Source organism: Flavobacterium fluviale, assembly GCF_003312915.1.
Classification (GTDB): Bacteria; Bacteroidota; Bacteroidia; order Flavobacteriales; family Flavobacteriaceae; genus Flavobacterium; species Flavobacterium fluviale.
Genome location: NZ_CP030261.1, coordinates 3,951,910 through 3,976,389 on the forward strand (window position 1 = coordinate 3,951,910; position 24,480 = coordinate 3,976,389).

19 protein-coding genes are annotated in these 24,480 nt (G+C 35.5%); 7 read left to right on the forward strand and 12 right to left on the reverse strand.

Going from position 1 to position 24,480, the window contains the following annotated elements; all coding sequences use genetic code 11:
- Positions 1 to 108: 108 nt before the first annotated feature.
- The 4 genes from HYN86_RS17145 (at position 109) to HYN86_RS17160 (ending at position 6,430) form a co-directional block, all read left to right on the forward strand.
- Positions 109 to 1,302, forward strand: a complete 1,194-nt coding sequence (locus HYN86_RS17145; protein ID WP_113679150.1) for a glycoside hydrolase family 88 protein — start codon at positions 109 to 111, stop codon at positions 1,300 to 1,302.
- 72 nt (positions 1,303 to 1,374) lie between these two features.
- Positions 1,375 to 3,783 carry a glycoside hydrolase family 2 protein gene (locus HYN86_RS17150; RefSeq protein WP_113679151.1) on the forward strand — a complete coding sequence of 803 codons (2,409 nt, stop codon included), beginning with the start codon at positions 1,375 to 1,377 and terminating at the stop codon, positions 3,781 to 3,783.
- Between the two features lie 141 nt (positions 3,784 to 3,924).
- On the forward strand, positions 3,925 to 5,724 hold the full coding sequence (locus tag HYN86_RS17155) for a glycoside hydrolase family 2 protein (protein ID WP_113679152.1): 1,800 nt from the start codon (positions 3,925 to 3,927) through the stop codon (positions 5,722 to 5,724).
- 142 nt (positions 5,725 to 5,866) lie between these two features.
- The gene (locus HYN86_RS17160) at positions 5,867 to 6,430 is read left to right on the forward strand and encodes a DUF2911 domain-containing protein (protein WP_113679153.1); all 564 of its coding nucleotides are present in this window, start codon (positions 5,867 to 5,869) and stop codon (positions 6,428 to 6,430) included.
- 310 nt (positions 6,431 to 6,740) lie between these two features.
- Here HYN86_RS17160 and HYN86_RS17165 read toward each other — a convergent pair whose 3' ends face one another.
- The 3 genes from HYN86_RS17165 to HYN86_RS17175 are packed head-to-tail and all read right to left on the reverse strand — an operon-like array spanning position 6,741 to position 10,568.
- On the reverse strand, positions 6,741 to 8,945 hold the full coding sequence (locus HYN86_RS17165; RefSeq protein ID WP_113679154.1) for a xanthine dehydrogenase family protein molybdopterin-binding subunit: 2,205 nt from the start codon (positions 8,943 to 8,945) through the stop codon (positions 6,741 to 6,743).
- A 7-nt stretch (positions 8,946 to 8,952) separates the two neighbouring features.
- A complete protein-coding gene (locus tag HYN86_RS17170; protein ID WP_113679155.1) occupies positions 8,953 to 9,933 on the reverse strand; it encodes an FAD binding domain-containing protein in 981 nt (326 codons plus the stop codon).
- Positions 9,930 to 10,568 carry a 2Fe-2S iron-sulfur cluster-binding protein gene (locus HYN86_RS17175; RefSeq protein ID WP_113679156.1) on the reverse strand — a complete coding sequence of 213 codons (639 nt, stop codon included), beginning with the start codon at positions 10,566 to 10,568 and terminating at the stop codon, positions 9,930 to 9,932. Before HYN86_RS17175 ends, HYN86_RS17170 begins: the two co-directional genes overlap by 4 nt.
- A 353-nt stretch (positions 10,569 to 10,921) precedes the next feature.
- Here HYN86_RS17175 and HYN86_RS17180 point away from each other — a divergent pair, with 353 nt between their 5' ends.
- Positions 10,922 to 12,064 carry a cysteine desulfurase family protein gene (locus HYN86_RS17180; protein ID WP_113679157.1) on the forward strand — a complete coding sequence of 381 codons (1,143 nt, stop codon included), beginning with the start codon at positions 10,922 to 10,924 and terminating at the stop codon, positions 12,062 to 12,064.
- A 106-nt stretch (positions 12,065 to 12,170) separates the two neighbouring features.
- On the opposite strand, the gene HYN86_RS17185 is transcribed toward HYN86_RS17180, so the two are convergent.
- The 3 genes from HYN86_RS17185 to HYN86_RS17195 all read right to left on the reverse strand — a co-directional run bounded on the left by HYN86_RS17185 (position 12,171) and on the right by HYN86_RS17195 (position 14,735).
- A complete protein-coding gene (locus HYN86_RS17185) occupies positions 12,171 to 12,788 on the reverse strand; it encodes a nucleotidyltransferase family protein (RefSeq protein WP_230406387.1) in 618 nt (205 codons plus the stop codon).
- Positions 12,763 to 13,887 carry an XdhC family protein gene (locus tag HYN86_RS17190; protein ID WP_113679159.1) on the reverse strand — a complete coding sequence of 375 codons (1,125 nt, stop codon included), beginning with the start codon at positions 13,885 to 13,887 and terminating at the stop codon, positions 12,763 to 12,765. The genes HYN86_RS17185 and HYN86_RS17190 overlap by 26 nt, the downstream gene beginning before the upstream one ends.
- Positions 13,888 to 13,958: 71 nt before the next feature.
- Entirely contained in the window at positions 13,959 to 14,735 is a 777-nt protein-coding gene (locus tag HYN86_RS17195) for a response regulator transcription factor (RefSeq protein WP_113679160.1), read from the reverse strand.
- Between the two features lie 102 nt (positions 14,736 to 14,837).
- Here HYN86_RS17195 and HYN86_RS17200 point away from each other — a divergent pair, with 102 nt between their 5' ends.
- Together HYN86_RS17200 and HYN86_RS17205 are read left to right on the forward strand one after the other, a co-directional pair.
- Positions 14,838 to 15,587, forward strand: a complete 750-nt coding sequence (locus HYN86_RS17200; protein ID WP_113679161.1) for a DUF1349 domain-containing protein — start codon at positions 14,838 to 14,840, stop codon at positions 15,585 to 15,587.
- 135 nt (positions 15,588 to 15,722) lie between these two features.
- Positions 15,723 to 16,055 carry a YegP family protein gene (locus HYN86_RS17205; protein WP_057116163.1) on the forward strand — a complete coding sequence of 111 codons (333 nt, stop codon included), beginning with the start codon at positions 15,723 to 15,725 and terminating at the stop codon, positions 16,053 to 16,055.
- 67 nt (positions 16,056 to 16,122) lie between these two features.
- Here the strand turns inward: HYN86_RS17205 and HYN86_RS17210 are convergent, their stop codons facing one another.
- The 6 genes from HYN86_RS17210 to HYN86_RS17235 all read right to left on the reverse strand — a co-directional run bounded on the left by HYN86_RS17210 (position 16,123) and on the right by HYN86_RS17235 (position 24,453).
- The gene (locus tag HYN86_RS17210) at positions 16,123 to 16,710 is read right to left on the reverse strand and encodes a LutC/YkgG family protein (RefSeq protein ID WP_113679162.1); all 588 of its coding nucleotides are present in this window, start codon (positions 16,708 to 16,710) and stop codon (positions 16,123 to 16,125) included.
- Positions 16,703 to 18,103: a lactate utilization protein B gene (locus HYN86_RS17215; protein WP_113679163.1), complete on the reverse strand. Its 1,401-nt coding sequence runs from the start codon at positions 18,101 to 18,103 to the stop codon at positions 16,703 to 16,705. The genes HYN86_RS17210 and HYN86_RS17215 overlap by 8 nt, the downstream gene beginning before the upstream one ends.
- 173 nt (positions 18,104 to 18,276) lie before the next feature.
- Positions 18,277 to 19,017 carry a (Fe-S)-binding protein gene (locus HYN86_RS17220; RefSeq protein ID WP_113679164.1) on the reverse strand — a complete coding sequence of 247 codons (741 nt, stop codon included), beginning with the start codon at positions 19,015 to 19,017 and terminating at the stop codon, positions 18,277 to 18,279.
- 95 nt (positions 19,018 to 19,112) lie between these two features.
- The gene (locus HYN86_RS17225) at positions 19,113 to 20,474 is read right to left on the reverse strand and encodes an FGGY-family carbohydrate kinase (protein ID WP_113679165.1); all 1,362 of its coding nucleotides are present in this window, start codon (positions 20,472 to 20,474) and stop codon (positions 19,113 to 19,115) included.
- Between the two features lie 64 nt (positions 20,475 to 20,538).
- A complete protein-coding gene (locus HYN86_RS17230; protein WP_057116168.1) occupies positions 20,539 to 21,813 on the reverse strand; it encodes a TIM barrel protein in 1,275 nt (424 codons plus the stop codon).
- Positions 21,814 to 22,311: 498 nt separating this feature from the next.
- Complete coding sequence (locus tag HYN86_RS17235; RefSeq protein ID WP_113679166.1) at positions 22,312 to 24,453, reverse strand: bifunctional aldolase/short-chain dehydrogenase; 2,142 nt, start codon at positions 24,451 to 24,453, stop codon at positions 22,312 to 22,314.
- Positions 24,454 to 24,480: the final 27 nt, after the last annotated feature.

Sequence of the window (24,480 nt, forward strand, 5' to 3'; positions counted from 1 at the left end):
CCAAATCTGCCAAATCTGCGAGAGAATAAAATCCGTATAAATCCGCGTTTTCGCGATATCGAATCCGTCCAATCCGCGTCAAAATATCACAATATATATTATTTTAATATGAAGAATGTCAGTTTCATTTCTTTAATTCTTGGGTTTGCATCGCTTGTAACAGCGTGCAAGCCCGGAATTAATCCTCAAGTAAAAACAACCTCAGCAATTACACAAAAATTGGAAACGCGTTACAAAATGTTACTCGATTATCCAGTCGATTCGATGTCTATGCCGAGAAGTATGAATATAAAAACTCTTGAAATTCGCAAAGTGCCGTCGAAAGATTGGACAAGCGGTTTTTTTGCTGGAAATCTTTGGCAATTGTACCGACTTACAGGCGATTCAAAATATAAAGAACAAGCTCAAAAATGGACTCCTTTCAGCAAAAAGGAAAGTGTCAACAGTAATTCGCATGACGTAGGTTTTAAAGTGTTTTGCAGTTTTGGAGAAGCTCTAAAAGTGGAAAACAAGAAAGAGTACGAAGCGGTAATTATTAAAGGCGCTGAAACTTTGTGCATAAGGTTCAATCCAAAAGTGGGTTCGATTCGTTCTTGGGATTTTAACAAGGAAATTTGGGATTATCCTGTAATCATTGACAATATGATGAATCTGGAATTACTTTTTGAAGCTTCAAAGTTATCTGGAAACAATAAATACCGTGATGTAGCGATTCAGCATGCCAATACAACTTTAAAAAACCATTTTAGAAAAGATAACTCTTGTTATCATGTTATCGATTATAATCCAACAACTGGCGAAGTCAAAAAGAAAACTACGCTTCAAGGCTATAATGACGATTCGGTTTGGGCGCGCGGTCAAGGTTGGGCCGTTTACGGATTTACGATGTCCTACCGTTACACAAAAGATCCTGCCTATTTAAAACAAGCCGAAGCGACAGCAAAGTTTTTTATGACAAATAAAAACCTGCCAGAAGATGGAATTCCGTATTGGGATTTTAAAGATACGAGTATTCCAAATGCAGCTCGAGATGTTTCTGCCGCAATGGTTATGGCGTCAGCATTATATGAGCTGTATGGTTATACTAAAAATGATACTTATCTGGCTTTCGCCGATAAAATGATGGCTTCTGTACAAACCGATAAATACATTTTGGACACCACAATTAAAGCGCCTTTTCTTTTTGACCACAGTACAGGAAACTGGCCCAAACACGATGAAATTGACGAACCAATAATCTACGCCGATTATTATTTTCTAGAAGCATTAATAAAGGTGCAAAGGCTCAAAGGTTCAAAGTAACAAAGGTTTTGAATCTTTGAATCTTTGAGCCAGAAAACCTTTGAACCTTTGTAACTATGAACCTCTTTAACTATGAATAAACCGAATAAAACTTTTTCAATTTTTGCGCTTTTTGTTTTGTTTCAAATTTGTCTGAGCAGTTTTGCTCAGACAAAAAGAAACATTAATGACAACTGGCTTTATTTAGAAAACCATACTTCAAACCTCAACGAAGCCGAAAAAGCTTCAAACTGGATTTCTCTTAATTTACCACATACTTGGAACGCCGAAGATGCAACGGATTTATATCCGGGTTACAGACGCGATGCCAGTTGGTATCAGAAGAAATTAGACATTCCACAAATCGATAAAAACCGTGTTTATTCCTTATATTTTGAAGGTTCAAATGTTACCACAAAAGTATATGTAAATGGAAAAGAAGCTGGTTCGCATATTGGCGGATATATTGGCTTTTCAATAGACATTACCAACTTTATCAAAGAAGGAAATAACGATATTTTTGTACGTGTTGATAATAGCTATGATATTGAAATTATCCCGTCTCAAAAAAGTGATTTCTTTATTTATGGCGGAATCACGCGCGATGTGTGGCTGGTTTCAAAGTATAAAAATCATATTGAAAATTTAAAGATTTCAACTCCAGAGGTTTCTGCCAAAAAAGCTTCGGTGCAAATTGTTTCTACTTTTGTAAATCCAGATAATTCAAAAGATTTATCATTGACTGTAACTTTAAAAAATCCGAAAGGGAAAAAAGTGGCAAGTAAAACAGTTTTAGTTTCAGATAAAACTTCAACAATCACTTTTGAAAACATCAAAAATCCAGAACTTTGGGATACCGAAAAACCTAATTTATATAAACTAAGCGCTGTTTTATCAGAAAAAAATCAAATTAAGGACAGTGTTTCTGAAAAAGTAGGTTTTAGATGGTTTGAATTTAAAGATCATGGTCCGTTTTACCTTAACGGAAAACGTTTGCTAATTCGCGGTACACATCGTCATGAAGAACAAGCGGGAGTTGGCGCCGCTATGAGCAACGAACAGCATTGGGCAGACATGAAATCAATCAAAGAAATGGGTGCTAATTTTGTTCGCTTAGCACATTATCCGCAAGATCCTGAAATATATAAAGCTTGTGATGAACTTGGCCTTTTGATTTGGGATGAACTGCCTTGGTGCCGTGGCGGAATTGGCAACGATGTCTGGAAAACCAATACCAAAAACATGCTGGAAGAAATTATCAATCAAAATTACAATCATCCAAGTATAATTATCTGGTCTTTAGGAAACGAAATCAACTGGCTTCCAGATTTTCCTGATGGAGATAATGCAGATAAAACCAATGTTTTTTTAAATGAACTAAACGAAATTGCTCATAAACTGGATCCAACTAGAAAAACGGCTATTAGAAAATATTATGAAGGATCGCATATTGTGGATGTTTTTTCACCTTCGATTTGGTCAGGCTGGTATTCTGGAAGTTATAAAAGCTACCAAAAAGCAATTGATGTTTACAAAAAAGAATACAAGCATTTTATTCATGCCGAATATGGCGGAGACAGTCATGTTGGCCGTCATAGCGAAAATCCAATTACAGGCGAAAATGTAATAAAAGCTGAAGGATGGGAAGAAGCTATTGTACAGACTAAAATCGCCAACATTGCTCAAATTGGAGATTGGAGCGAAAATTATATAGTTGATTTGTTTGACTGGCATTTGCATATATCCGAGAATGATCCAACGTTTGTGGGAAATATTCAATGGGCATTTAAGGATTTTGCAACGCCATTACGTCCAGAAGATGATATTCCGTATATGAACCAAAAAGGATTAACAGACCGAAACGGATTTCCAAAAGATGCGTATTATGTTTTTAAAAGCTATTGGGCAAAAGAACCTTTCGCTTACATTGAATCACATACTTGGACAGAGCGTCAAGGTCCAGAAAATACGCCAAGAACCATTAGTGTTTTCAGTAATTGCGAGAAAGTAACTTTATTTCACGACGGCAAATCATTGGGAGAAAAACAGCGAAATCTTTCCCTTTATCCTGCTAATGGTTTAACTTGGGATGTTAATTTTTTAAAAGGCGAAAATACTCTTCTTGCAATTGGTAAAACCAAAGATGGCAAAACGGTTTCTGATACTATAGAAGTGAATTACCGTTTCAATAAAAATGACACGGCCTCTTCTTTGCAATTATCTTCAGAAAAACTGAAAAACGGTAATTATCTGGTAACAGCAATCGCAATTGACAATAATAATTTACGCTGTCTGGATTATGAAGCAAGTGTTTATTTTCAATGTATGAAAGGCGGTAAAACGCTAAAAAATCAAGGAACGCCAACGGGAAGTGAATCTATAAGAATGGCAAACGGAAAGGCTTCTATTGAAATTGTTCCAGACGGTTCAGGCAATCCGATTGAAATGACGGCACTAAATCAGAGTTTTAAAGGGGAATATTTGAAGATTTCTGTTGAGTAAAAAGATTCTGAGATGCTAAGGCACTAAGATTCTAAGTTTTTTTTAATCTAATTGTCATCCTGACAAAAAAACTAGTAAAAAAAACTTCGTGCCATAGCGTCTTCGTGGCAAAAACACAATTACAAAACAAATTATAATACAATGAAAAGACTATTAACCACATTACTCCTTACCTATTCCTTTCTGGGATTTGCACAAAATTTAATCTCAAACGTTCCAAATCGAAATATCACTTCATTAAACGGCGTTTGGAATTATATTATAGATCCTTATCAAACGGGATTTTACAGCTTTCACCTTGACCAGTACGACAAACAGGAAAAACCAGCAAAAGGAGCATTTTTTACGAATTACCACGCTCAAAACAAACAGGAATTGGTAGAATATGATTTTGATAAATCACCAACCATTACTATTCCAAGCGATTGGAATTCGCAGGTTACGGAACTGAAATATTATGAAGGAAATGTATGGTTTAAAAAGTCTTTCGATTATAATCTGGCAGCTAACAAACGTCTGTTTTTATATTTAGGGGCTATCAATTACAAAGCTGATGTTTATTTAAACGGAAAGAAACTAGGAACTCACGAAGGCGGTTTCACACCGTTTAATTACGAAGTGACTACAATTGTTCAGCCAAAAGACAATTATTTGGTTATAAAAGTGGATAATACGCGCCATAAAGAAGATGTTCCAACTGTAAATACCGATTGGTGGAATTATGGCGGAATTACTCGCGATGTCACTTTAATTGAAGAAGAATCTTCATTTGTAGAAGATTATAACATTCAGCTGAAAAAAGGGAATGCGAATATTATTTCAGGTTTTATTAAAATCAATAATTTAGAGGCATCAAAAAATCAGATCTCGATTTCTATTCCTGAATTAAAAATCAATTACAAAGGAAAAGCGGATAATAGCGGAATTTTAAACTTTGAAATCCCAGCCAAAAAAATCTCTTACTGGTCGCCAGAAAATCCGAAACTATACGATGTAACCGTTAATTTTAACGGACAGAAATTAAACGATAAAATTGGTTTTAGAACAATTGAAACCCAAGGAGACAAAATCTTATTAAATGGAAAACCAGTCTTTTTAAGAGGAATTTCTATTCATGAAGAAAATGCAAAAGGCGGACGCGCAAATTCTGAAGAAGATGCTTTACGTTTATTGAATTGGGCAAAAGAATTAGGCTGTAATTATGTTCGTCTGGCGCATTATCCGCATAACGAAAACATGGTTCGAGAAGCTGATAAAATGGGGCTAATGGTTTGGGAAGAAATTCCGGTTTACTGGACAGTTGAATTTACCAATAAAAATACCTACCAAAATGCCCAAGATCAATTAACGGCTGCGATTACAAGAGATAAAAACAGAGCAAGTATAGTAATTTGGTCTATGGCAAATGAAACTCCAGTTTCTGACGCGAGAAATGCTTTTATCACAAATTTGGTCAATCATACAAAATCATTGGATAATACAAGATTAATTAGTGCCGCTCTATTAACGCATAACGGAAAGATTGACGATCAAATTGGCAAATCGCTTGATATAATTGCTTTCAATCAATATTTAGGCTGGTATGGCGGTAACTTAGAAAATGCTGAAAAAACATTCTGGACTACGCCATACAACAAACCAGTTTTCGTTTCTGAGTTTGGAGGTGATGCAAAAGCGGGTTTTCATGGAGAGAAAAACGAACGCTGGACAGAGGAATATCAGGAATATTTATACATTCAGAATCTAAAAATGATTGAAAAGATTCCACACCTAAGCGGATTAAGCCCTTGGATTTTAGTTGATTTTAGATCTCCAAAACGTCTTCTTCCAGGTATTCAAGATGGATACAATCGTAAAGGTTTAATTTCGAATAATGGTGAAAAGAAAAAAGCGTTTTACATTATGCAGAAGTGGTACGCAAAAAAGAAAAGTGAATATTAAAACACAAAGTTTATTTGTAGGAACGAAAATAAAATTATATTGTAAAATCTGTTATCAATTCATTAACAAAAAACAAACTGTAATTATATGATTTTTCTTCATTATTAACTTACTTTGTAGTTATTCTAAAAATTGTAATCCTATGAAAAAATTAAGTTTATTGGCAGTTACTTTATTTGCTGCCTTTACAGTTCAAGCACAAGATGTAGTAAAATTTGCTCCGCTTGATGCAAGTCCAGTTGACATTTCTTATTTCCCAAACAAAGCGGTAAAATTCAAAAAAACAGATAATCCAAATCCAGTTGTCAAAGTTATTTACGCAAGACCTTCTGTAAAAGGACGTACAATTTTTGGAGATATTGTAAAATTTGGAGAAGTTTGGAGAGTTGGTGCTAATGAAAATACAGAAGTAAAATTCTACAAAGCAGTAACAATTGGAGGTAAAAACATTCCAGCAGGAACATACAGCTTATTTGCTATTCCTGAAAAAGATAAATGGACTATCATTATCAACAAGGAGCTTGATTTATGGGGAGGATATGCTTATGATCAAAGCAAAGATGTTGTAAGAGTTTCAGTTCCTGTTAAACCAGTATCTGATGTAATCGAAGCTTTATCAATAGCTTTTACAACTCAGGGTTCTGTTGCTAACTTAGTTATAGGATGGGATAAAACAACTGTTGAATTACCAATTACGGTAAAATAGTTTTTAATGATATATGCCGCGAAGGCACAAAGTCGCAAAGTTTTTTAAGCTTTGCGACTTTTTTTTGGGCAAAGTAACCCCATTTTTGTCATTTCGACGAAGGAGAAATCTCCACGAGAAACTCTACAAAGATTGGCTTATTATTGCGGAGCTGCTTGCGAAGATTTCTCCTTCGTCGAAATGACAAGATTGTGTGATAATCTGTCGAAAAAAACTTTACTAATCTTCTGCTTTGTAAGACTTTTTCATAACACAAAAAAGTCCCTTTAAGATTGTAATCTCAAAGGGACTTTGCAATTGTTTTTTATGCTTAAACCTTTACAGTTTCTATAATTTTATCGAGCGTTATTGGCAAATCACGGACACGTTTTCCAGTTGCGTTAAAAACGGCATTTGCAATTGCAGGTGCCATTCCAACTAAAGCCGTTTCTCCGAGACCCTTTGTTCCCATTGGATTACTGATTGGGTCCTTTTTGTTTACGAAGAAAACTTCCTGCTTTTCAATATCTGCATTTACTGGAACGTGATAATCAGCGAAATTATTATTGATTGGACGGCCAAAACGATGATCGATTTCTAATGCTTCCATCAATCCCATTCCAATTCCTCCTACTGCACCGCCGTACATTTGTCCCGCAGATGTTTTTTGATTGATAACCGTTCCGATATCGGCACAGGAAACAACATGGGCTAATCGTATTTTACCCAAATTCGGATTCACTAATACTTTTACAAAATGCACTGAAAATGAATAAATAGAATATTTCTTAGCTTCCTCTGTACCTTTCGATTGGTTTTCAACTTCTATTCCTTCTAATTTATTAGCAGTAAGTAATGAAGTTAAATCAACCTTTTTGGAACTGTCTTTTTTAGAAGAAATCACACCATTTGAAAAAGTCAAATCTGTAATCGCAATTCCTTTTAGAGATGGATTTTCACTTGCCAGCCCAAGCACCTTGCTTATTAATAAATTACAGGAATCATGAACTGCAGAACCTACAGATGAAGTTGTTGCAGAACCTCCCTGCGTTGGACCTTTTGGCAGTCCGCTTTTTCCCATTTCAATTATGACATTTTCTGCCGGTACTCCAGTAATTTCAGCGCCAATTGCAGTCATCATCGTTGCCGTTCCCGGCCCCATATCGTTTACACTGCATTGAAGTACCAAATTTCCATCAGCTAAAAATTTAGCTTTTACAGCTGTTGGATTTCTGTAACTTCCAAAAGTTCCAGTTCCCATTCCGTAGCCCACAAGCCAGTCGCCTTCTTTCACAGATCCAGGTTTGTTTTTACGGTTTTTCCAGCCAATACGTTCCATACCGCCTTCGTAACATTCTAAAAGATATTTACTGCTCCACGGTTTATTTTGTTCCAGATCTTTTTCGGCGTAATTCAGTTTTCGAAATTCAATTGGATCGAGATTTAATTTATGCGCCATTTCATCCATTGCAGATTCTAGTGCAAAAGAACCTGTTGCCTCGCCTGGACCTCGCATCCAAATTGGTGTACAAGTATCCAAAGGTACAATGCGATAACGCGTAGAAACATTCGCACAATCATAAATAAATCGGGACATGTTTACAGTTCCTTCCATAAAATCCTCATAGCTGGATGTCATCGCAACGGCTTCGTGTGTTAAGCCAGTTAGTTTTCCTTCTTTAGTTGCACCTAAGCCCATTTTTTGGATGGTATAAGGTCTGAATCCTACATTGGTAAACATCTGTTCGCGGTGCAGAACTAATTTTACCGGACGATTTAGTTTTTTTGCTCCAATTAAAGCTGCGATTTCATAAGGCCAGGTGTGTAATCCCATTCCAAATGCACCTCCAAGATATTCAGAATGCACCTCAACATCTTCAATTGGTACTCCAAAAACTCCGGCAACACTTTTACGAGTGCCTTCAACACCTTGGCTTTTAGTATACAAAATAGGTTTATTTCCATCCCATTTTGCGATAATATTGGCAAGTTCCATCGGGTTATGAACTTCGGTTGGAATGGTATATTCTGCTTCTAAAACAACCTGTCCATTTTTATATCCGTCATGTTCACCGCGATGGTAGTCATTTCCTTTATCGGTTTCAACTTTTTTCTCTTTATCTGCTGCTTTTTTAAGTTCGGTCGAATGTTCTTCTTTTAGATAATTGGCTTTAATTAAACTTGCTGCATACTGCATACGCTCAAAAGTATCAGCAATAACCAATGCAATCGGCTGATCGTAGTACAAAACCGAATCATCTTTAAAAATCTGAAGCGGCTGACCAAAATTATGTTTGTCTTTCGCTTTTTGATAGCCAACAGGTTTATCCACATTTAAATGTGTAATGACAGCCAAAACTCCAGGAGCCCATTCTGCTTTTTTAGTATCAATGGTTTTAATTCTTCCTTTTGCGATCGTACTTCCAACCAAACACGCATATACAACACCAGGCGTTTTATATTCGGCAGAATAAGTTGCAGAACCTGTTACTTTAGCAAATCCGTCAACTCTATTAATATTACTTGTCTTGCTCATAATCTAATTATTTTGATGCTGCTATTGTAAGTGCTTCTGTTATCGAATTGGCTCCGAGTGTTAATTTAAAATCATTATCACCATAACCTCGCGCGCCTCTCATTGCTAAATCTGCTGCCTGTTTAAAAATCTCTTCTGAAATTGTTTTCCCTTTCAAAAATTCCTCTGCCTCAGTTAATCTCCAAGGTTTATGTGCCACACCGCCCATAGCAAGTCTGACATCATTAATTTTATCATTCTTAAGATCTAAAGCCACAGCAACAGAAACCAATGCAAAGGCATAACTGCTTCGGTCACGTACTTTTAGATAATGTACATTTTTAGTAAAATTATTATCCGGAATTTCAACTGAAGTAATCAATTCTTTATCTTCCAAAGTATTGTCTTTTTCTGGCGTATTTCCCGGCAGACGATGAAAATCTGTGAATTTAATTTGTCTTTTCCCTTTTGGACCTTCCACCAAAACATTCGCGTCTAATGCTGCCAGCGCCACGCACATATCGCTTGGGTGGACAGCAATGCAGCTTTCTGAAGCTCCAAAAATTGCGTGCATTCTATTGACACCGCCAATAGCACCGCAGCCACTTTTAGGAACACGTTTATTACAAGGCATATCAGTGTTGTAAAAATACGAACAGCGAGTACGCTGTAACATATTACCGCCAACCGTTGCCATATGTCTTATTTGTTGTGAAGCTCCTGCTGCCAAAGCCTGAGCCAGCAAAGGATGTTTTTCTTTAATTGCTTTATCTTCGGCAACCTGACTATTTTTGGCTAAAGCTCCTATGGAAACTTTTCCTTTTAAAAATTCAATCTGTTTTAAATCTAAAGCTGTAATATCTACCAGTTTATCTGGAGCCACAACATTCTTTTTCATTAAATCAACCAAGTTTGTACCGCCGGCAATAAACATCGCCTCTTTTTCTTTCTTGATATTTGAAACAGCAGATGCTGCTGACAATGCTCTTATGATCTGAAAATTCTTCATATCTCCTTTCCTCCTTCCTTCACTTCAGTTATAGCGTCAACAATATTGTGGTAAGCACCGCATCTGCAGATATTGCCGCTCATATATTCACTGATTTCTTCCCTGCTGTTAGCATGACCTTCTTTGATACAGGCAATCCCAGACATAATTTGTCCTGGCGTGCAATAGCCGCATTGAAAACCATCATTTTTGATGAAAGCTTCCTGCATTGGATGTAGTTTTTTTCCCTTTGAAAGACCTTCGATTGTCGTAACCTGTGCATTTTGCTGCATCGAAGCCAAAGATAAACACGACAAAATTCGGGTTCCGTTTACGTGAACCGTACACGCACCGCATTGTCCGTGATCGCATCCTTTTTTAGTTCCGGTAAGCTGCAATTGTTCTCTTAACAAATCCAATAAAGTTGTTCGTGGTTCGATGTTAAGATTGTGCTTTTTGCCATTTACTTCGATAGAAAGCGGTACTGTCTCCAAATATTCCGCGATTTTTTCATCCCATTTATTCTCGGATGCCATTACCAATGAAGGCGGTGCCAAGGCGAGAGCGGTAAAAAGTCCTGATTTTTTTATAAAGTCCCGGCGGGAATTGGAGTCTTCCACACTTACTTTATTCGGATTTGTTTTTTTAGAAGCCATTCAATCTATCTTTTAAATTAGCGAAATCACTTTTGGGTATTCTAACAAATTTAACAATCTTAATTCACAAAAAATTATAAAATTCAAACATTACGCTTATTTAGAATAATTACAATTTCTCTTTAAAGTTTAACCGCAAAGAGCGCTAAGTTTTTTTTTTGATATAGATTATTTAAAAAAAGCTGAGTCCGCAAAGCTTAATCAATCTCAGCTTTGTGAACTTTGTATTTTTATAAATCCCTCTACTTATTAAACCTTTGCGGACTCTGCGTTAAAACAGACAGATAGATTTATACATTTTTTTAATTTTAGGAATTTTCAAAATTGTATTTTTACGAGAATAAGTTAAAATTATGTTTCAAAACCAAAATATTTATCTGGATAATAATGCTACAACTCGAGTTGATGAACGAGTTCTAAAAGCTATGCTTCCTTATTTTACAGATTTTTATGCCAATTCGACAAGTCAGCACATTGCGGGATTAACCGTAAAAGAAGCCGTTGAAAATGCCGCCTGGCAGACAGCAGATTTAATTAATGCAGATGCAGAAGAAATTATTTTTACTTCTGGAGCAACAGAAGCAATTAATTTAGCGATCAAAGGTCTGGCAGATCAAGATCGAAAACACATTGTTACAATTGCTACTGAACACAAAGCTGTTCTTGAAACTTGTGCCTTTATGGAAAATATAGGTTTTACAGTAACATATTTACCAACTAGCTCTGATGGTATTTTAGACATTAAACTTTTAGAAGAAATAATATCAGATAAAACACTGGTTTTCATTGGAATGTTTTCCAATAATGAAACAGGTGTCATACAAAATACAAAGGAAATTTCTAAGATTCTGAAAGCTAAAAATGTGCTGTTTTTTTGTGATGCTACTCAAGCCGTCGGAAAAATTCAGGTTGATGTTAAATCTTTGGAAATTGATCTTTTAGCATTATCAGCTCATAAGTTTTATGGTCCAAAAGGAGTTGGTGCGCTATATATTTCGGCGAAAGCCAAACTAAAATTAACTTCACAAATACTTGGCGGAGGCCAGCAGCGTAAATTACGAAGCGGCACACTAAATGTTACTGGAATTATTGGTTTAGGTAAAGCGTGTGAATTAGCTGTAAATGAATTGAAAGAAGATCAATATAGAATAGAATCATTACGAAATAAATTAGAAGCAGGATTACTTCAGTTTGAGGGTTCCTATGTAAATGGAAATACTCAAAACCGCATTTGTAATACTTCAAATATATCTTTTCCAGGTGTGAACTCAGAACAACTTATTATGGCTCTAGGTACTATTTCGGTTTCAAACGGAGCCTCTTGTTCGGCAGTGACTTCTGAGCCTTCCCATGTTTTAAAAGCAATGGGATTATCGGATGAAGAAGCTTTGAGTTCGATTCGGTTTAGTTTGGGAAGATTTACTACCGCGGAAGAAATTGATATTGTTATTGATCGTGTGCTTTTTTTGGTTCGTGAACTTTCGTCGAAAACATAAGAAGTATTTTTTTTCTCGCAGATTTTGCAGATTAAGCAGATTTTAATCTTTTAATCACTCTATAAAAAACTTTGCATCTTTGAACCTTTGAACCTCTGCAACTAAATCATCGAATCAACTTATCGTAATCTTCTTCGGTATCAATATCAATATTTCCTTTTTCGAAGATAATGGAAGCCGTATCTTCAGCATACTTTTTAATGATTTTTTTTGCGCCTTCCTGCCCTTTCAATTCCAATAATTCAGGAAAGTATTTTTTATGAAATAATACTGGCGTTCCTAAAGTTTTGGAATACGCAGAGGCTACAATCGCTTTTTGTGTTTTATGATATTCATTTATAAGATTTTCAAATATTGAAGTCGTTACAAAAGGCTGATCGCAGACTGCAAAAATGCATACTTCACAATCGGGATTTAAAAGCAGTATTTCGTTTAAACCTTTCACAATTGAAGACGACATTCCTGTTTCCCAATCTGAATTGAAACATAACGTGATTTCAGAAGAAATAAGTTCTTTTAAAACACTTTCACTGTTTGCGCCTGTTACGACTACAACAAACGAATTTTGAACTTTAGAAGCTTCTAAAATTGTATTATCTAGAAGCGTGGTCTCTTTGTACTGCAATAATTGCTTTGGGCGCCCTAATCTCGAAGAACTTCCTGCGGCTAAAATTACAATACCTATTTTATTTTGGAACTTATTTTCCATAATGAATTTCATCATGAATTTTACCTGACTTATATTTTAAAGAAGCTCCCTGTCTTTCAGTAGAAAATGCTTTAATTTCAGATACGATAGAAAGCGCAATTTCTTCTGCTGTTTCAGAACCAATATCTAGTCCAATTGGACTGTAAATTCTGTTAAGCTGTTCTTCATTTAAAAAAACACCTTCTTTTTCAAGATCATCGATCATTCGGTTCAACTTTGATTTTGGACCTAAAATACCAATGTACTGGCAGTCTGTTTCTAGTAATAATTTTAGAATTCCCAGATCATATTTGTAATTGTGCGTCATTAAAACGAAATACGTTTGATCGTCAATACTAATATGCTCTAAAAATTGGTCGGGTTTTGTAACAAAAACCTGGTCTGCTTTTGGAAAACGTTTTTGTACGGCATGAGTGGCACGGCCTTCCGCAACGGTAATTTTCCATCCTAAAATCGAAACCATTTCTACTAACGGCTGTACATCATTTCCTGCGCCTGCAATAACTAGAGAAATTGGAGGTTTTATATATTCAATTAAAGCTTCATCATCCCTTTCTTCCTGAAGTTTTTTAACTACCGAGGTTTTGTTTTCAAGAACTTCTTTTACATCCGAAATTAAATTCAAAACTTCATCATTATGATTTAAAATAGGACTGTCTTTTCTAAAAAATAATGTCGTTCCAATTTGAGAAGCATTTCTTTTTAAAGAAAAAACAGTAACAATAACAGCTTCTTTCCTTTCTAATTCTAATTGCTGTAAAAGCTGAATCGAATTATTCTGAGCCTCATCATCAATGTATTCAAAAAGAATATGTACTATTCCGTTACAACCCAGCTGTAGACCAACTTCGGCATCATTTTCATTACTGGTATTATATGTAACCAGTTTATTTTGTTTTTGATTAATCGAGAGAAGCGCTTTTCGCAAAGCATCTCCTTCCAGGCATCCGCCGCTTATTGCGCCGGTCAGCAAGCCATCTTCTGTAACTAACATTCGTGCGCCTGCCTGTCTGTATGAAGATCCTTCGACTTTAACTACAGTAGCCAGAGCTGTTTTTTTTCCTTCTGATTTTGCTTTTGAATATGCTTTTAGTATTTCGCTGATTTCTTTCATATAAATATTCGTCGACAAAATTTACGTCGACGTGTTTTGAACAAGTGATTATAAAAATACAAATTAAAAATTTAAAGCGAAATAATTCCCATAACAAAAGCCGTCTGCACCGCCTCTGCCGTATTGGTTACTTTTAGTTTTTCAATAATATTCTGTCTATGACGACGAACTGTATATACGGAGATATGCATTTCTGAAGCGATCTGCTCGCTTTTGTTTCCTTTTGCAACGCTGGTTAAAACTTCTATTTCTCTTTTTGAAAGAATGTTTTCTACCTGATTTTTATATTTCTCAGATTCTATTACTTCACCTGTTTGTATATTGATTATTTTTCCATCAATTCCTGTTCGGGGCTGTAAATCTGTTGAAGGCAAATATAAACATAGTGCCAGAGAAATACTGCCGTTGCTGAATGTTTTGAGATAAATAGTACGATGATTGATATACGAACACTTTTCTACAGAATCTCTCATTCTTAAACGACTGAAAGTACTGTAATTACTATATTCTTCCTGCGGAATTCCTTTTAAAAACTGATAAAAATTAAGTTCCAAAACATGACGTTCAACTAAATCATCTGCATTTATTTTGGTAAAAATACATTCTTCAAAAGCCGAATCAATTACCGAATCTGCGTCGGGAAGTCCAAATACAGCACCGAAACTTCCCGCATAAATATAACTGCAATCTGACTGATAATCGGATAGAACTGCCACACATTGTTCGATCTTTACATAATTGCTCACAAATTGTTTGTACATTTCAATATCATTCGATTCTGTTATATCAAATTTTTGTTCTAAAAATGTAGTCATTAATTGGTTTTCGATTGAAAGCTTCTGTGGCATTTAAAAGAGGAATTGGTTAATTTTACGTATTGCCCTTCTTGAAAAGCAATTTTAATTTTGGAAAACTAAAAATATCATTTAATATCCCAAAAAAGACCAATTATGAAAACATTTTTTTACAAGACATTAATTATTTCAAGCCTTTCTATATTTATAAGCTGTAATTCTAAAAATGAAACGGCAAAAACGGCAACAACAGAAGAAACCAAAAAAGATTCAGCATTGGTCAATGGCTCACCTTGTGATATTAAATTATCTGCCATACATTTTACAAAAGCCGTTAACGGCGCAGATACTTTAATTAAAACTGAAAAAGACGAAAAAATCATATTTAAAGCAGGCGAAAAATCAGATTACTTTTCAGATCCTGATGGAAAATTATCCAATAACACTGCTCCAATGCTTTTGTCTAAAGTCGATAATACGAAACCTTTTACACTTACAGCAAAAGTAACTCCAGAATTTACCGAAAAAGGATTATACAATGCTGGTGTTTTATACATTTATGTAAATGATAGTTTCTACCAAAAATTTTGTTTTGAACAAGACGAAAGAGGAAATCACAGAGTTGTAACGGTACGCACAATGGGTACTTCTGATGACAATAATCACGATATTGTAAAACAGCCGTTTATTTACATGAAAATTTCTTCGGATACCAAAACGGTTGCCAGCTATTATTCTCTTGATAAGAAAAACTGGCAGATGGTGCGTTTGTATAAAAATAATTACCCAAAAGAAATCTGGGCTGGAATTAGTACGCAGTGTCCTGTAGATAAAGGAACTCAAAGCATTTTTGAGGAAATTAAATTGGAAGAAAAAAGTGTATCTGACTTTCGTTTAGGAATTTAATTTCAATATTTACGACAGCTTTTTTATGGTTTTGGTAATCATTTTTTAAAATGATTGTATGATTTATAGGACTAAGTTTTGTATTTTTATGTTTATCAAAAATAAAGTATTACCTAACTTTAATAAAAAAACTACATGGGAAAATTTGTAATTACTAAAAGAACCAACGGTGAATTTCAATTTAATTTAAAGGCTGGAAACGGCCAGACAATTTTAAGCAGCGAAGGTTACTCTACTAAAGCAGGTGCTGAAAACGGAATCGAATCTGTAAAAACGAACTCGCAGGATGATTCTCGTTACAATAAAGAAGAATCGAAAAGCGGCAAACCTTATTTTACATTAAAAGCTGGAAACGGACAGATAATTGGTTCCAGCGAAATGTATGAAAGTACTTCTGCAAGAGATAATGGAATTGCATCTGTAAAATCAAATGCGCCAGACGCAGTAATTGACGACCAAACGGTATAATTACAAACTTTTTCAAACATAAAAAAAGCGAGGTATAATGCCTCGCTTTTTTTATGTTTCTATTTTTTTAATCCAGTAAAAACACAATCAACCCTCTTGCGCCATGAGCACCTAGAACCAAAGACTGCTCGATATCTGCCGTTTTTGACGGACCTGCTATAAAAGTTCCGAAACCGTATTCCATGTCTCCAATTCTCTGATACGCTTGCTGCATAGTTGGTAAAATGTCTTTTTTGTGAACCACAATTGCCAAATACTGCGCAATAAAAGGCGCCACACGTTGTCCTAAAATATCATCTGTTACCCAAAGTCCACTGTTTTCTGCTACGCCGAAATGTGCTTTTATAACTGTCAATTCAACATCCTGCAGTGAATGCGGATCTACGGTTTTCCAGTCTAAAGAAGCAATTTCAGAGAGTTCTGCAAGCGTTGTAATTAGTCTTTTTTCTAAGTTATAATTCGATTTGATGTAATTGATGATTTCATTATAATCAGCAGCTTCAACTGGGTCGCCGCCAATTCCTTTTAGGACCGTTTTATACGTTTCCAGGACGTCAAATTGTTCTGAACCTAAAAGACTTAAATCTGGCAGATCAGATACCAAATCAGGCTGATTTAGTTTTATTCTATTTAAAATTTCTGCTTTACTACTCATTGTCTTTCGCTTTAGATTCTCTTGAATTTTTCTTGTACCATTCTCTAAAAGATTCTTCTGGAACGTCTGGCATTTCGCGTTGATCGTACCATTTGTTCATCTTATTATTGACCATTCCAGGAATATTTTTCATTACAAATCTACCTGATTTTCCAGCAATATTAAAGATTGTCGGATTGGCCAAAACTTTTGCCATCGTTTTCATGGCAACGGTTTTTGCTGTTGGCGTATAACCGTCTTTTACCAAAACCTGACGCCATTTGTACAATTGATCGTGAATATCAATTTTTACTGGACAAACATTGGTGCACGAACCGCAAAGTGTACTTGCAAATGGTAAATCGGCATTTTTGCTCATGTCTAAATTTGGTGCCAAAATAGAACCAATTGGACCTGCAACTGCATTATGATAACTATGTCCGCCACTGCGTCTGTAAACTGGACAGGTATTCATACAAGCGCCGCAACGAATGCATTTTAACGAATTTCTAAAATCTTCTCTGCCCAACTGCTTGCTTCTTCCGTTATCTACAATTACAATATGCATTTCCTGACCGTCTCTTGGCTTTTTGAAATGACTAGAAAAAGTTGTAATAGGCTGACCAGTTGCGCTTCTTGCCAATAATCTTAGAAAAACACCTAAATGTTCTCTTTTCGGAACTAGTTTTTCAAATCCCATACACGCGATGTGGACGTCTGCAAGATGCGCACCCATATCGGCATTTCCTTCATTCGTGCAAACTACAAATTCGCCTGTTTCGGCAACGGCAAAATTCACTCCGGTTAAAGCTACTTTTCTAGTCAAAAAAGTATTTCTTAAACTATGACGAGCCGATTCTGTTAAGTACTGTGGATTGAAATTTCCTTTTTCTGTACCTAAATGTTTGTGAAAAGTTTCGCTTACATCTTCTTTCTTTAAGTGAATCGCCGGAAGTACAATATGACTTGGCGGTTCTTTTCGAAGCTGTACAATATATTCTCCTAAATCAGAATCGATTACTTCGATTCCTTTTTCGGCTAAATAATCATTTAAATGGCATTCTTCTGTAAGCATCGATTTGGATTTCACCATTTGCTTTACATCATGTTTTGCCATGATCGAATGCACTATTTCGTTATGCTCTCTGGCATCTGCCGCCCAATGCACAATTATTCCGTTTCGTTGAGCATTAGCTTCAAATTCAACTAAATAGTCATGAATATTGGAGAGTACATTATTTTTGATTTTGGACGCGGTTTCACGAAGCAGTTCCCAATCGGCAATTTGATGAGCAGATTTATCACGTTTCGCACGCACAAACCAAAGTGTTTCATCATGCCAATTGACACGCTCTACATCTTTGTTGAATTTGGTTGCGGCTTCGCTGTGCGGTATTATTTTTTCTGATGACATTTTTAATTATTTAAAAGTCAATTTTGAAATCTTTATTATTGGTATGTTCTATTTAACCGCAAAGTTCGCAAGGTTTTTACGCAAGGTTCGCAAAGCTGATTTTTAATCTTAGCGTGCTTTGCGTATTTTTTCTTTGCGAACTTTGCGGTTAAAAAATACACTCAACATTTATTTTAATTTTCGAGTGAATTTAATATTTCAGCAATGTGAATGGTTTTGATCCTGCTTTTTTGTCTTTTTAAAATACCTTCTAAATGCATTAAGCAAGACATATCGCCTCCGGTGATATAATCCACATCATGGCTTTCGTGATCTTTAATACGATCTTGTCCCATTTTCACAGAAACCGCTTCTTCAGTAACACAAAATGTACCTCCAAAACCACAGCATTCGTCTTTTCTAGTTAAAGCAACCAAATCAAGACCTTCAATATTGTGTAATAATTGTTCTGGTTTAGAGAAAAATGGTGCGTTTAATTCAGACATCTGCGAAAGCTTTAATCCACGCTGACCGTGACAGCTTACGTGCATTCCAACTTTATAAGGAAATCTTCCGTCGATATGGTCGATTTTTAAAATGTCGGTTATAAACTCTGTTAGTTCGTAAACCGTATTTCGAATTGCTGCTGCTTTATCTTCTTGGTTTTCGTCGTGCAAATGGTCTTTTACATGCAAAACACAACTTCCAGAAGGACAGACGATATAATCAAATCCAGAAAAATTGGCAATAAAATTGGCGTCACATCCTTTTGTTAAATGTGCATAACCACTGTTTGCCATTGGCTGTCCGCAGCAGGTCTGCCCCATTGGAAACTCGACGTCACAGCCTAATTTTTGAAGTAATTCGTAGGTTGCAATTCCTACTTTTGGATAAAATTGGTCGACATAACAAGGTATAAAAAGTCCAATTTTCATGTTGTAGTATTTAGTGTGTTGTTCATTAGGCGTATACTGTAAAAATGTAAAAAATACGTTTCTCCGCAAATTTACAACATACAGACCGTATTTACCTAATGTTTATAGAATTTCAAGTCAATTAAATCGTTCTGAATTGGTTTTGGATTCCAGTTTTGATGAATGGCCAATGCTGCGCCCAATGCACTTGCCTGCGCCATCGAAGCCGCATATACTTCTACATCTGGAAAAGCTTCTGCTAATAAATTCATATAAATAGAGTTTTTACTGAAACCTCCGTCTACAAAAATCTTTTTTACAGGGCTGTTATGAATTACTAAATTGGTAGAAAAAACCTGCTGTTCTACCAAATCCAGCATTAATTGATGATAAGCCGTTTCATAATCTTTGTAATAAGAAAGATCTCTTTTTTGAAAAGGACATTCTTTTAAGATATCAAAATCGTACTTTTTAGGATAGATAATTTGAAAGTTGAGCGAGCGTAAATTGGCTACGATTTTCTTATCAAAGTAAACTTCTTTGTACGTATCAACAGGTACATTAAAATGCTGTGCCAAACGTTTGGTCTGTACTTCGTGTTCGTTTCCTGCAAACAAACGCGCCGCTTTTACAGGCTTTTCTGTGTATTGCATATAACAAAGACAGTCGTTTTGCAATTCGTCAAAAGTCAAAGGTTTATTGTTGAACGGATTTAAGGAAATACTCCAAGTTCCTGTTGACAATAAAACAAAAGGTTCTGTAAAATTGATCGTGTACGGAATAATTGCTGATGAACTATCATGAAGACCAACACCAACAGCAAGATTATCGCTATTCATAATCACATCTTTACCGTAATGAATCGGCGGAATTTTAGATGCTATATTTTCTTGTTTCAGCCATTTGTGGTACTTCATTTTTTTAAAATTCCACAAATTGGTATGACAGCCAATACTGGTAATATCGGCGTAAGCTTCATTGGTTAAAAGAAAACTCAAAAACTGCGGCAGGTGCAGACAGTATTTTATTTTTTCAAATATTTCAGGCTTTTCTTCTTTCAATCGGTAAATCTGCATTCCCGAATTTAAACTCCCCAAAACTGGAGAAGCCGTTTTTACAGCAAACTTTTTCTCTCCTTTATATTTTTCATAGAAATCAGCTTTTAATTCCTCTGGATAATCTTTTAGATAATTATACAGAGGAGTTAAAACTTTTCCGTTTTCGTCAATATACACAAAACTAGCTCCGTAAGTACTAAAGTTGATCGCTTTCAAAACATATTCCGTCAGCTCTTTTATTTCAGATAATCGGTCTAAAATCCAATTTTTAAGTACTTCGATATCTTCACACGGAAATCCATCTTCGTCTGTGGTTTCTTCCAGATTTACTGATTTCTCCCAGACAATTTTATAATTTTCGTTAAATAAAAAAACCTTTTTGTTTGTTTTACCAATATCAAAAATCGCAACTACATTCATTTTTTTAATTGTAAATTGTTAATTATCAATTGTCAACTTATAATTAACAATTAATAATCTATAATTATAATCCAGTTGCCAATGTTTTTAAACCTCTTTCGCCAATTAGGTTTTCTCTAACCTGAAGTGAACGATATAATGCTACTGGATTTAAAGCTGCGCCAGAACGAAGACGAGCTTCTGCTACTAATGCGCGAACATCTGTACGGAATGCATTTTGAAGGATTTCCTGCGCTTTTACGACATCATTTTCTTCTTGTGCCTGCTCTAATGCTTTTCTATCTACAGAAAGTGCCTGAGCGTAAGCAATCATAATCGCTTCTACAGATTGTAATAAATCTTCTAAAGGATCTTTGATGTTGTGAGAAGCATCGATCATCCAGCCTAAATCTTTGGCGTGATTCATTCCTCTAGCATCCATTCCTTCAACTAATTCATTGAAAATCAAGAATAACTGGTATGGTTTTAATGCTCCGGCAGTTAAATCGTCATCGCCATATTTTGAATCATTAAAGTGGAATCCGCCTAATTTGTTTTCCATCAATAATAAAGAAACAATCTGCTCAATATTAGCGTTTGGAAGGTGGTGACCTAAATCGACTAAAGTCTGCGCTTTGTCGCCTAACTTTTTAACATACGAATAAGACTGCCCCCAATCTGCTACAGTCGTAGAATAAAAGTTAGGCTCTGCGCATTTGTATTCTAAAAATAATTTCCAGTTTGAAGGCAATGCATCGTAGATTTCCTCTAAACTTTCTAATGTATTTTGATATGCTTTTCTAAAGTTTAATTGTCCAGGGAAATTAGAACCGTCTGCTAGCCAAATGGTAAGCGACTCAGATCCTAATTCGATTCCGTGCTGGATAACTTCTATATTGTGAGCAATTGCCTGTTTGCGAACTGCTTTATTTACGTTTTGTAAAGAACCGTATCTATATGAATTTGAAGCATCTGCCTGATCTTGAAAAGTATTCGAGTTCATGGCATCGAATTTTAATCCGTGTTGTGCTGCAAGTGCTTTAATTGAATTGTAGTTGGTTGGGATATCCCACGGAATATGAAGTGAAATGGCTCCAGAAGCGTTGTTTAATTTATGAAGTAAACCAACATCTTCGATTTTTTCTTCGATAGAACGAGGTTCTCCGCCGCCAGCAAAACGCCCGAATCTAGTTCCTCCTGTTCCTAAAGCCCAAGATGGAATTGCAATTTGAAAGTCGATTAATTTCTGAATAATCGCTTCTGTATCATTAATTTCTGATGCTGTAAAAACTAATTTATTTTGGTGTTTTTTTAATAAATCTTCGTTATGAGATTCAATGTGGTTTGATGAGATTAACATAGTAATTTGATATTTTAATAGAGTTTACAAGATATATAATTTTATACTTTTAGTATAGTTTTTTAACACATAGAATCATAGTTTAGCTTTGCGGATAAAGGCATTTCACTTGCATCAACACACATATTAAGCGGCTTAATTCTTTACGTAAAGCTTTGGCAAAATTTAGAACTTTGACAAAGTTGCTAACATCCAGCTATGTGTTAGAAACAAGTTTCTTTCATTTTTCTTTTCTAAAACTAAAAAATCTATGTTTCTATGTGTTTAAATTTCTCCCGCAGATTGAGCAGATTTTTCCAATCATTTTAATCCTTTAATCTGTGGCTACACTAAAAAGTCAAATTAAAATCTTAACTCGGTTTTACTTCACTTTTTTTGTTTTTTTATAAGTTTAAAAGCGATGTGTCTAAAAAAATCTAACGTTCGAAAGATTCGAACGTTAGACCACAAAAAACCACTTTTGCTTAAACAAACTTATATAAAAAACCTAAACAATCTTTATCTATAAAAGCCCATTGCTACGCCACCGTCTACGTTTAATGCGTTTCCTGTAGATTTACCAAGTAAACCGCCAACAAAAGCATAACAAGCATTTGCGATATCATCAGGCAATATGATTTCATTTAATAACGTACGTTTTGCATAGTAAGCCGGAAGTTCTTCAACTGTAACTCCGTATGCTTTTGCACGACCTTCTGCCCATCCGCCAGACCAAATATTAGAGTCTGAAATTACGGCATCAGGATTTACTGTATTCACACGTATTTTGTCTGCTCCTAATTCGGCAGCCATTAAACGTGTTAGATGCGCTTGTGCTGCTTTAGCCGAACCATAACCAGGATTATTCGGACCTGCAACAACTGCATTTTTAGAAACGATATTTACAATATCTCCTCCAAAACCTTGCTTGCGCATTACTTCGATTCCGGCTTTAGAAACAATAAATTGTCCTTTTACCAAGATATCGTATAATCTGTCCCACTCTTCTAGAGTATGTTCTGCAATAGATTTAGAAATACTGATTCCAGCGTTGTTTACTACGATGTCAACACCTCCAAAAGCTAAAGAAGCTTCGTCTAATGCTTTTTCAGTACTTGTTTCATCTGTAACATTTAACAAAGTGCTAGAAACGGCATCTTTTCCAAATGCTTTAATAAACTCAGCTGCTGCCCCTTGCAAACGCTCTTCATTAATATCATTAATTACAACACAAGCACCTTCCTGAGCGAATTTTTTAGCAATAGCTTTACCTATTCCGCCCGCAGAACCTGTAATCAAAGCTACTCTTCCAGACAATGCTTTTGGTTTTGGCATACGCTGTAATTTAGCTTCTTCTAATAACCAATATTCGATATCGAAAGCTTCTTGGTGCGGTAAAGAAGTATATTCTGAAACTGCTTCTGCACCTTTCATTACGTTTACTGCATTGATATAATATTCAGATGCCAAACGCGCCATTGTTTTATCTTTAGCAAAAGTGAACATACCAACTCCAGGATATAAAATTACCACTGGGTTTGGATCACGCATTGCTGGTGAATTAGACTTTTTACAAGCATTGTAATAGTCTTTGTACATGGCACGGTAAGCTTCAAAAGCAGGTGTTAATTTTGCTTTGATCGCATCAACGTTCGATAAATCTTCGTTTGGATCTAATTCTAAAACCAATGGACTGATTTTAGTTCTCAAAAAGTGATCTGGACAAGATGTTCCTAATGGAGCTAATTTTGAAAGATCATTAGAATTAATGAATTCCAAAACTCTTGCATCATCTGTATAATGTCCAATCATCTGGCGCTCTGAAGAACAGAAACCTCTTAAAATTGGAGCAACTTTCGCTGCTTTTAATTTACGATCTGCTTCAGGAAGACTTTCAATTTTCTGACCTCCAAAAACAGGACGTTTTTTTCCGTAATTATTCTCTAAATACGAAGCACATTTCTCGATTACTTCCAGCGTATTAATATAACTATCAAACGCAGTATCTCCCCAAGTAAACAAACCATGAGAACCTAACATGATTCCGCGTAGTTTTTTACCGTTTTTTTCTGCTTCTTCTAAACAAGCTCTCAACTGAAGACCAAGATCAAATCCTGGACGCTGCCAGCCTACCCAGCCAATTTCTCCGTTAAATAATTCTTCTGTGATTTTCTTTCCATCTTTCGCTGCAGCTATAGCAATTGCCGCATCTGGATGTAAGTGATCGATATGTTTGAACGGAAGAAAACCGTGTAAAGGTGTATCGATAGAAGGTGCCTTTGAAGCTAAATCGAAAATACAGTGGTTGAATAACTCTACCATTTCATCTTCAAACTCGATTCCTTTGTACACATTTTCCAGATTACGAAGTCTGTCTAAATACAAAGCCGCACAACCTGATTTTGTTAATGTTCCAATATCTCCACCAGAACCTTTAATCCACATTACTTCAGAAGATTCTCCTGTTAAAGGGTCTTTATCTGTAATTTTTACAGAAGTGTTTCCACCACCGTAGTTGGTCAATCTTAAATCAGCTCCTAACAAGTTAGAACGATAAATAAAAAGCGCTACTTCATCTCCTGCTAATGCTGCTGCCTTAGCTTCATCCCAAAGGTAGCTTACATGCTTAAAATTCATATTAATTGTGTTTGTATTCGACATATACTATTTGTATTATTTCTTGTATTT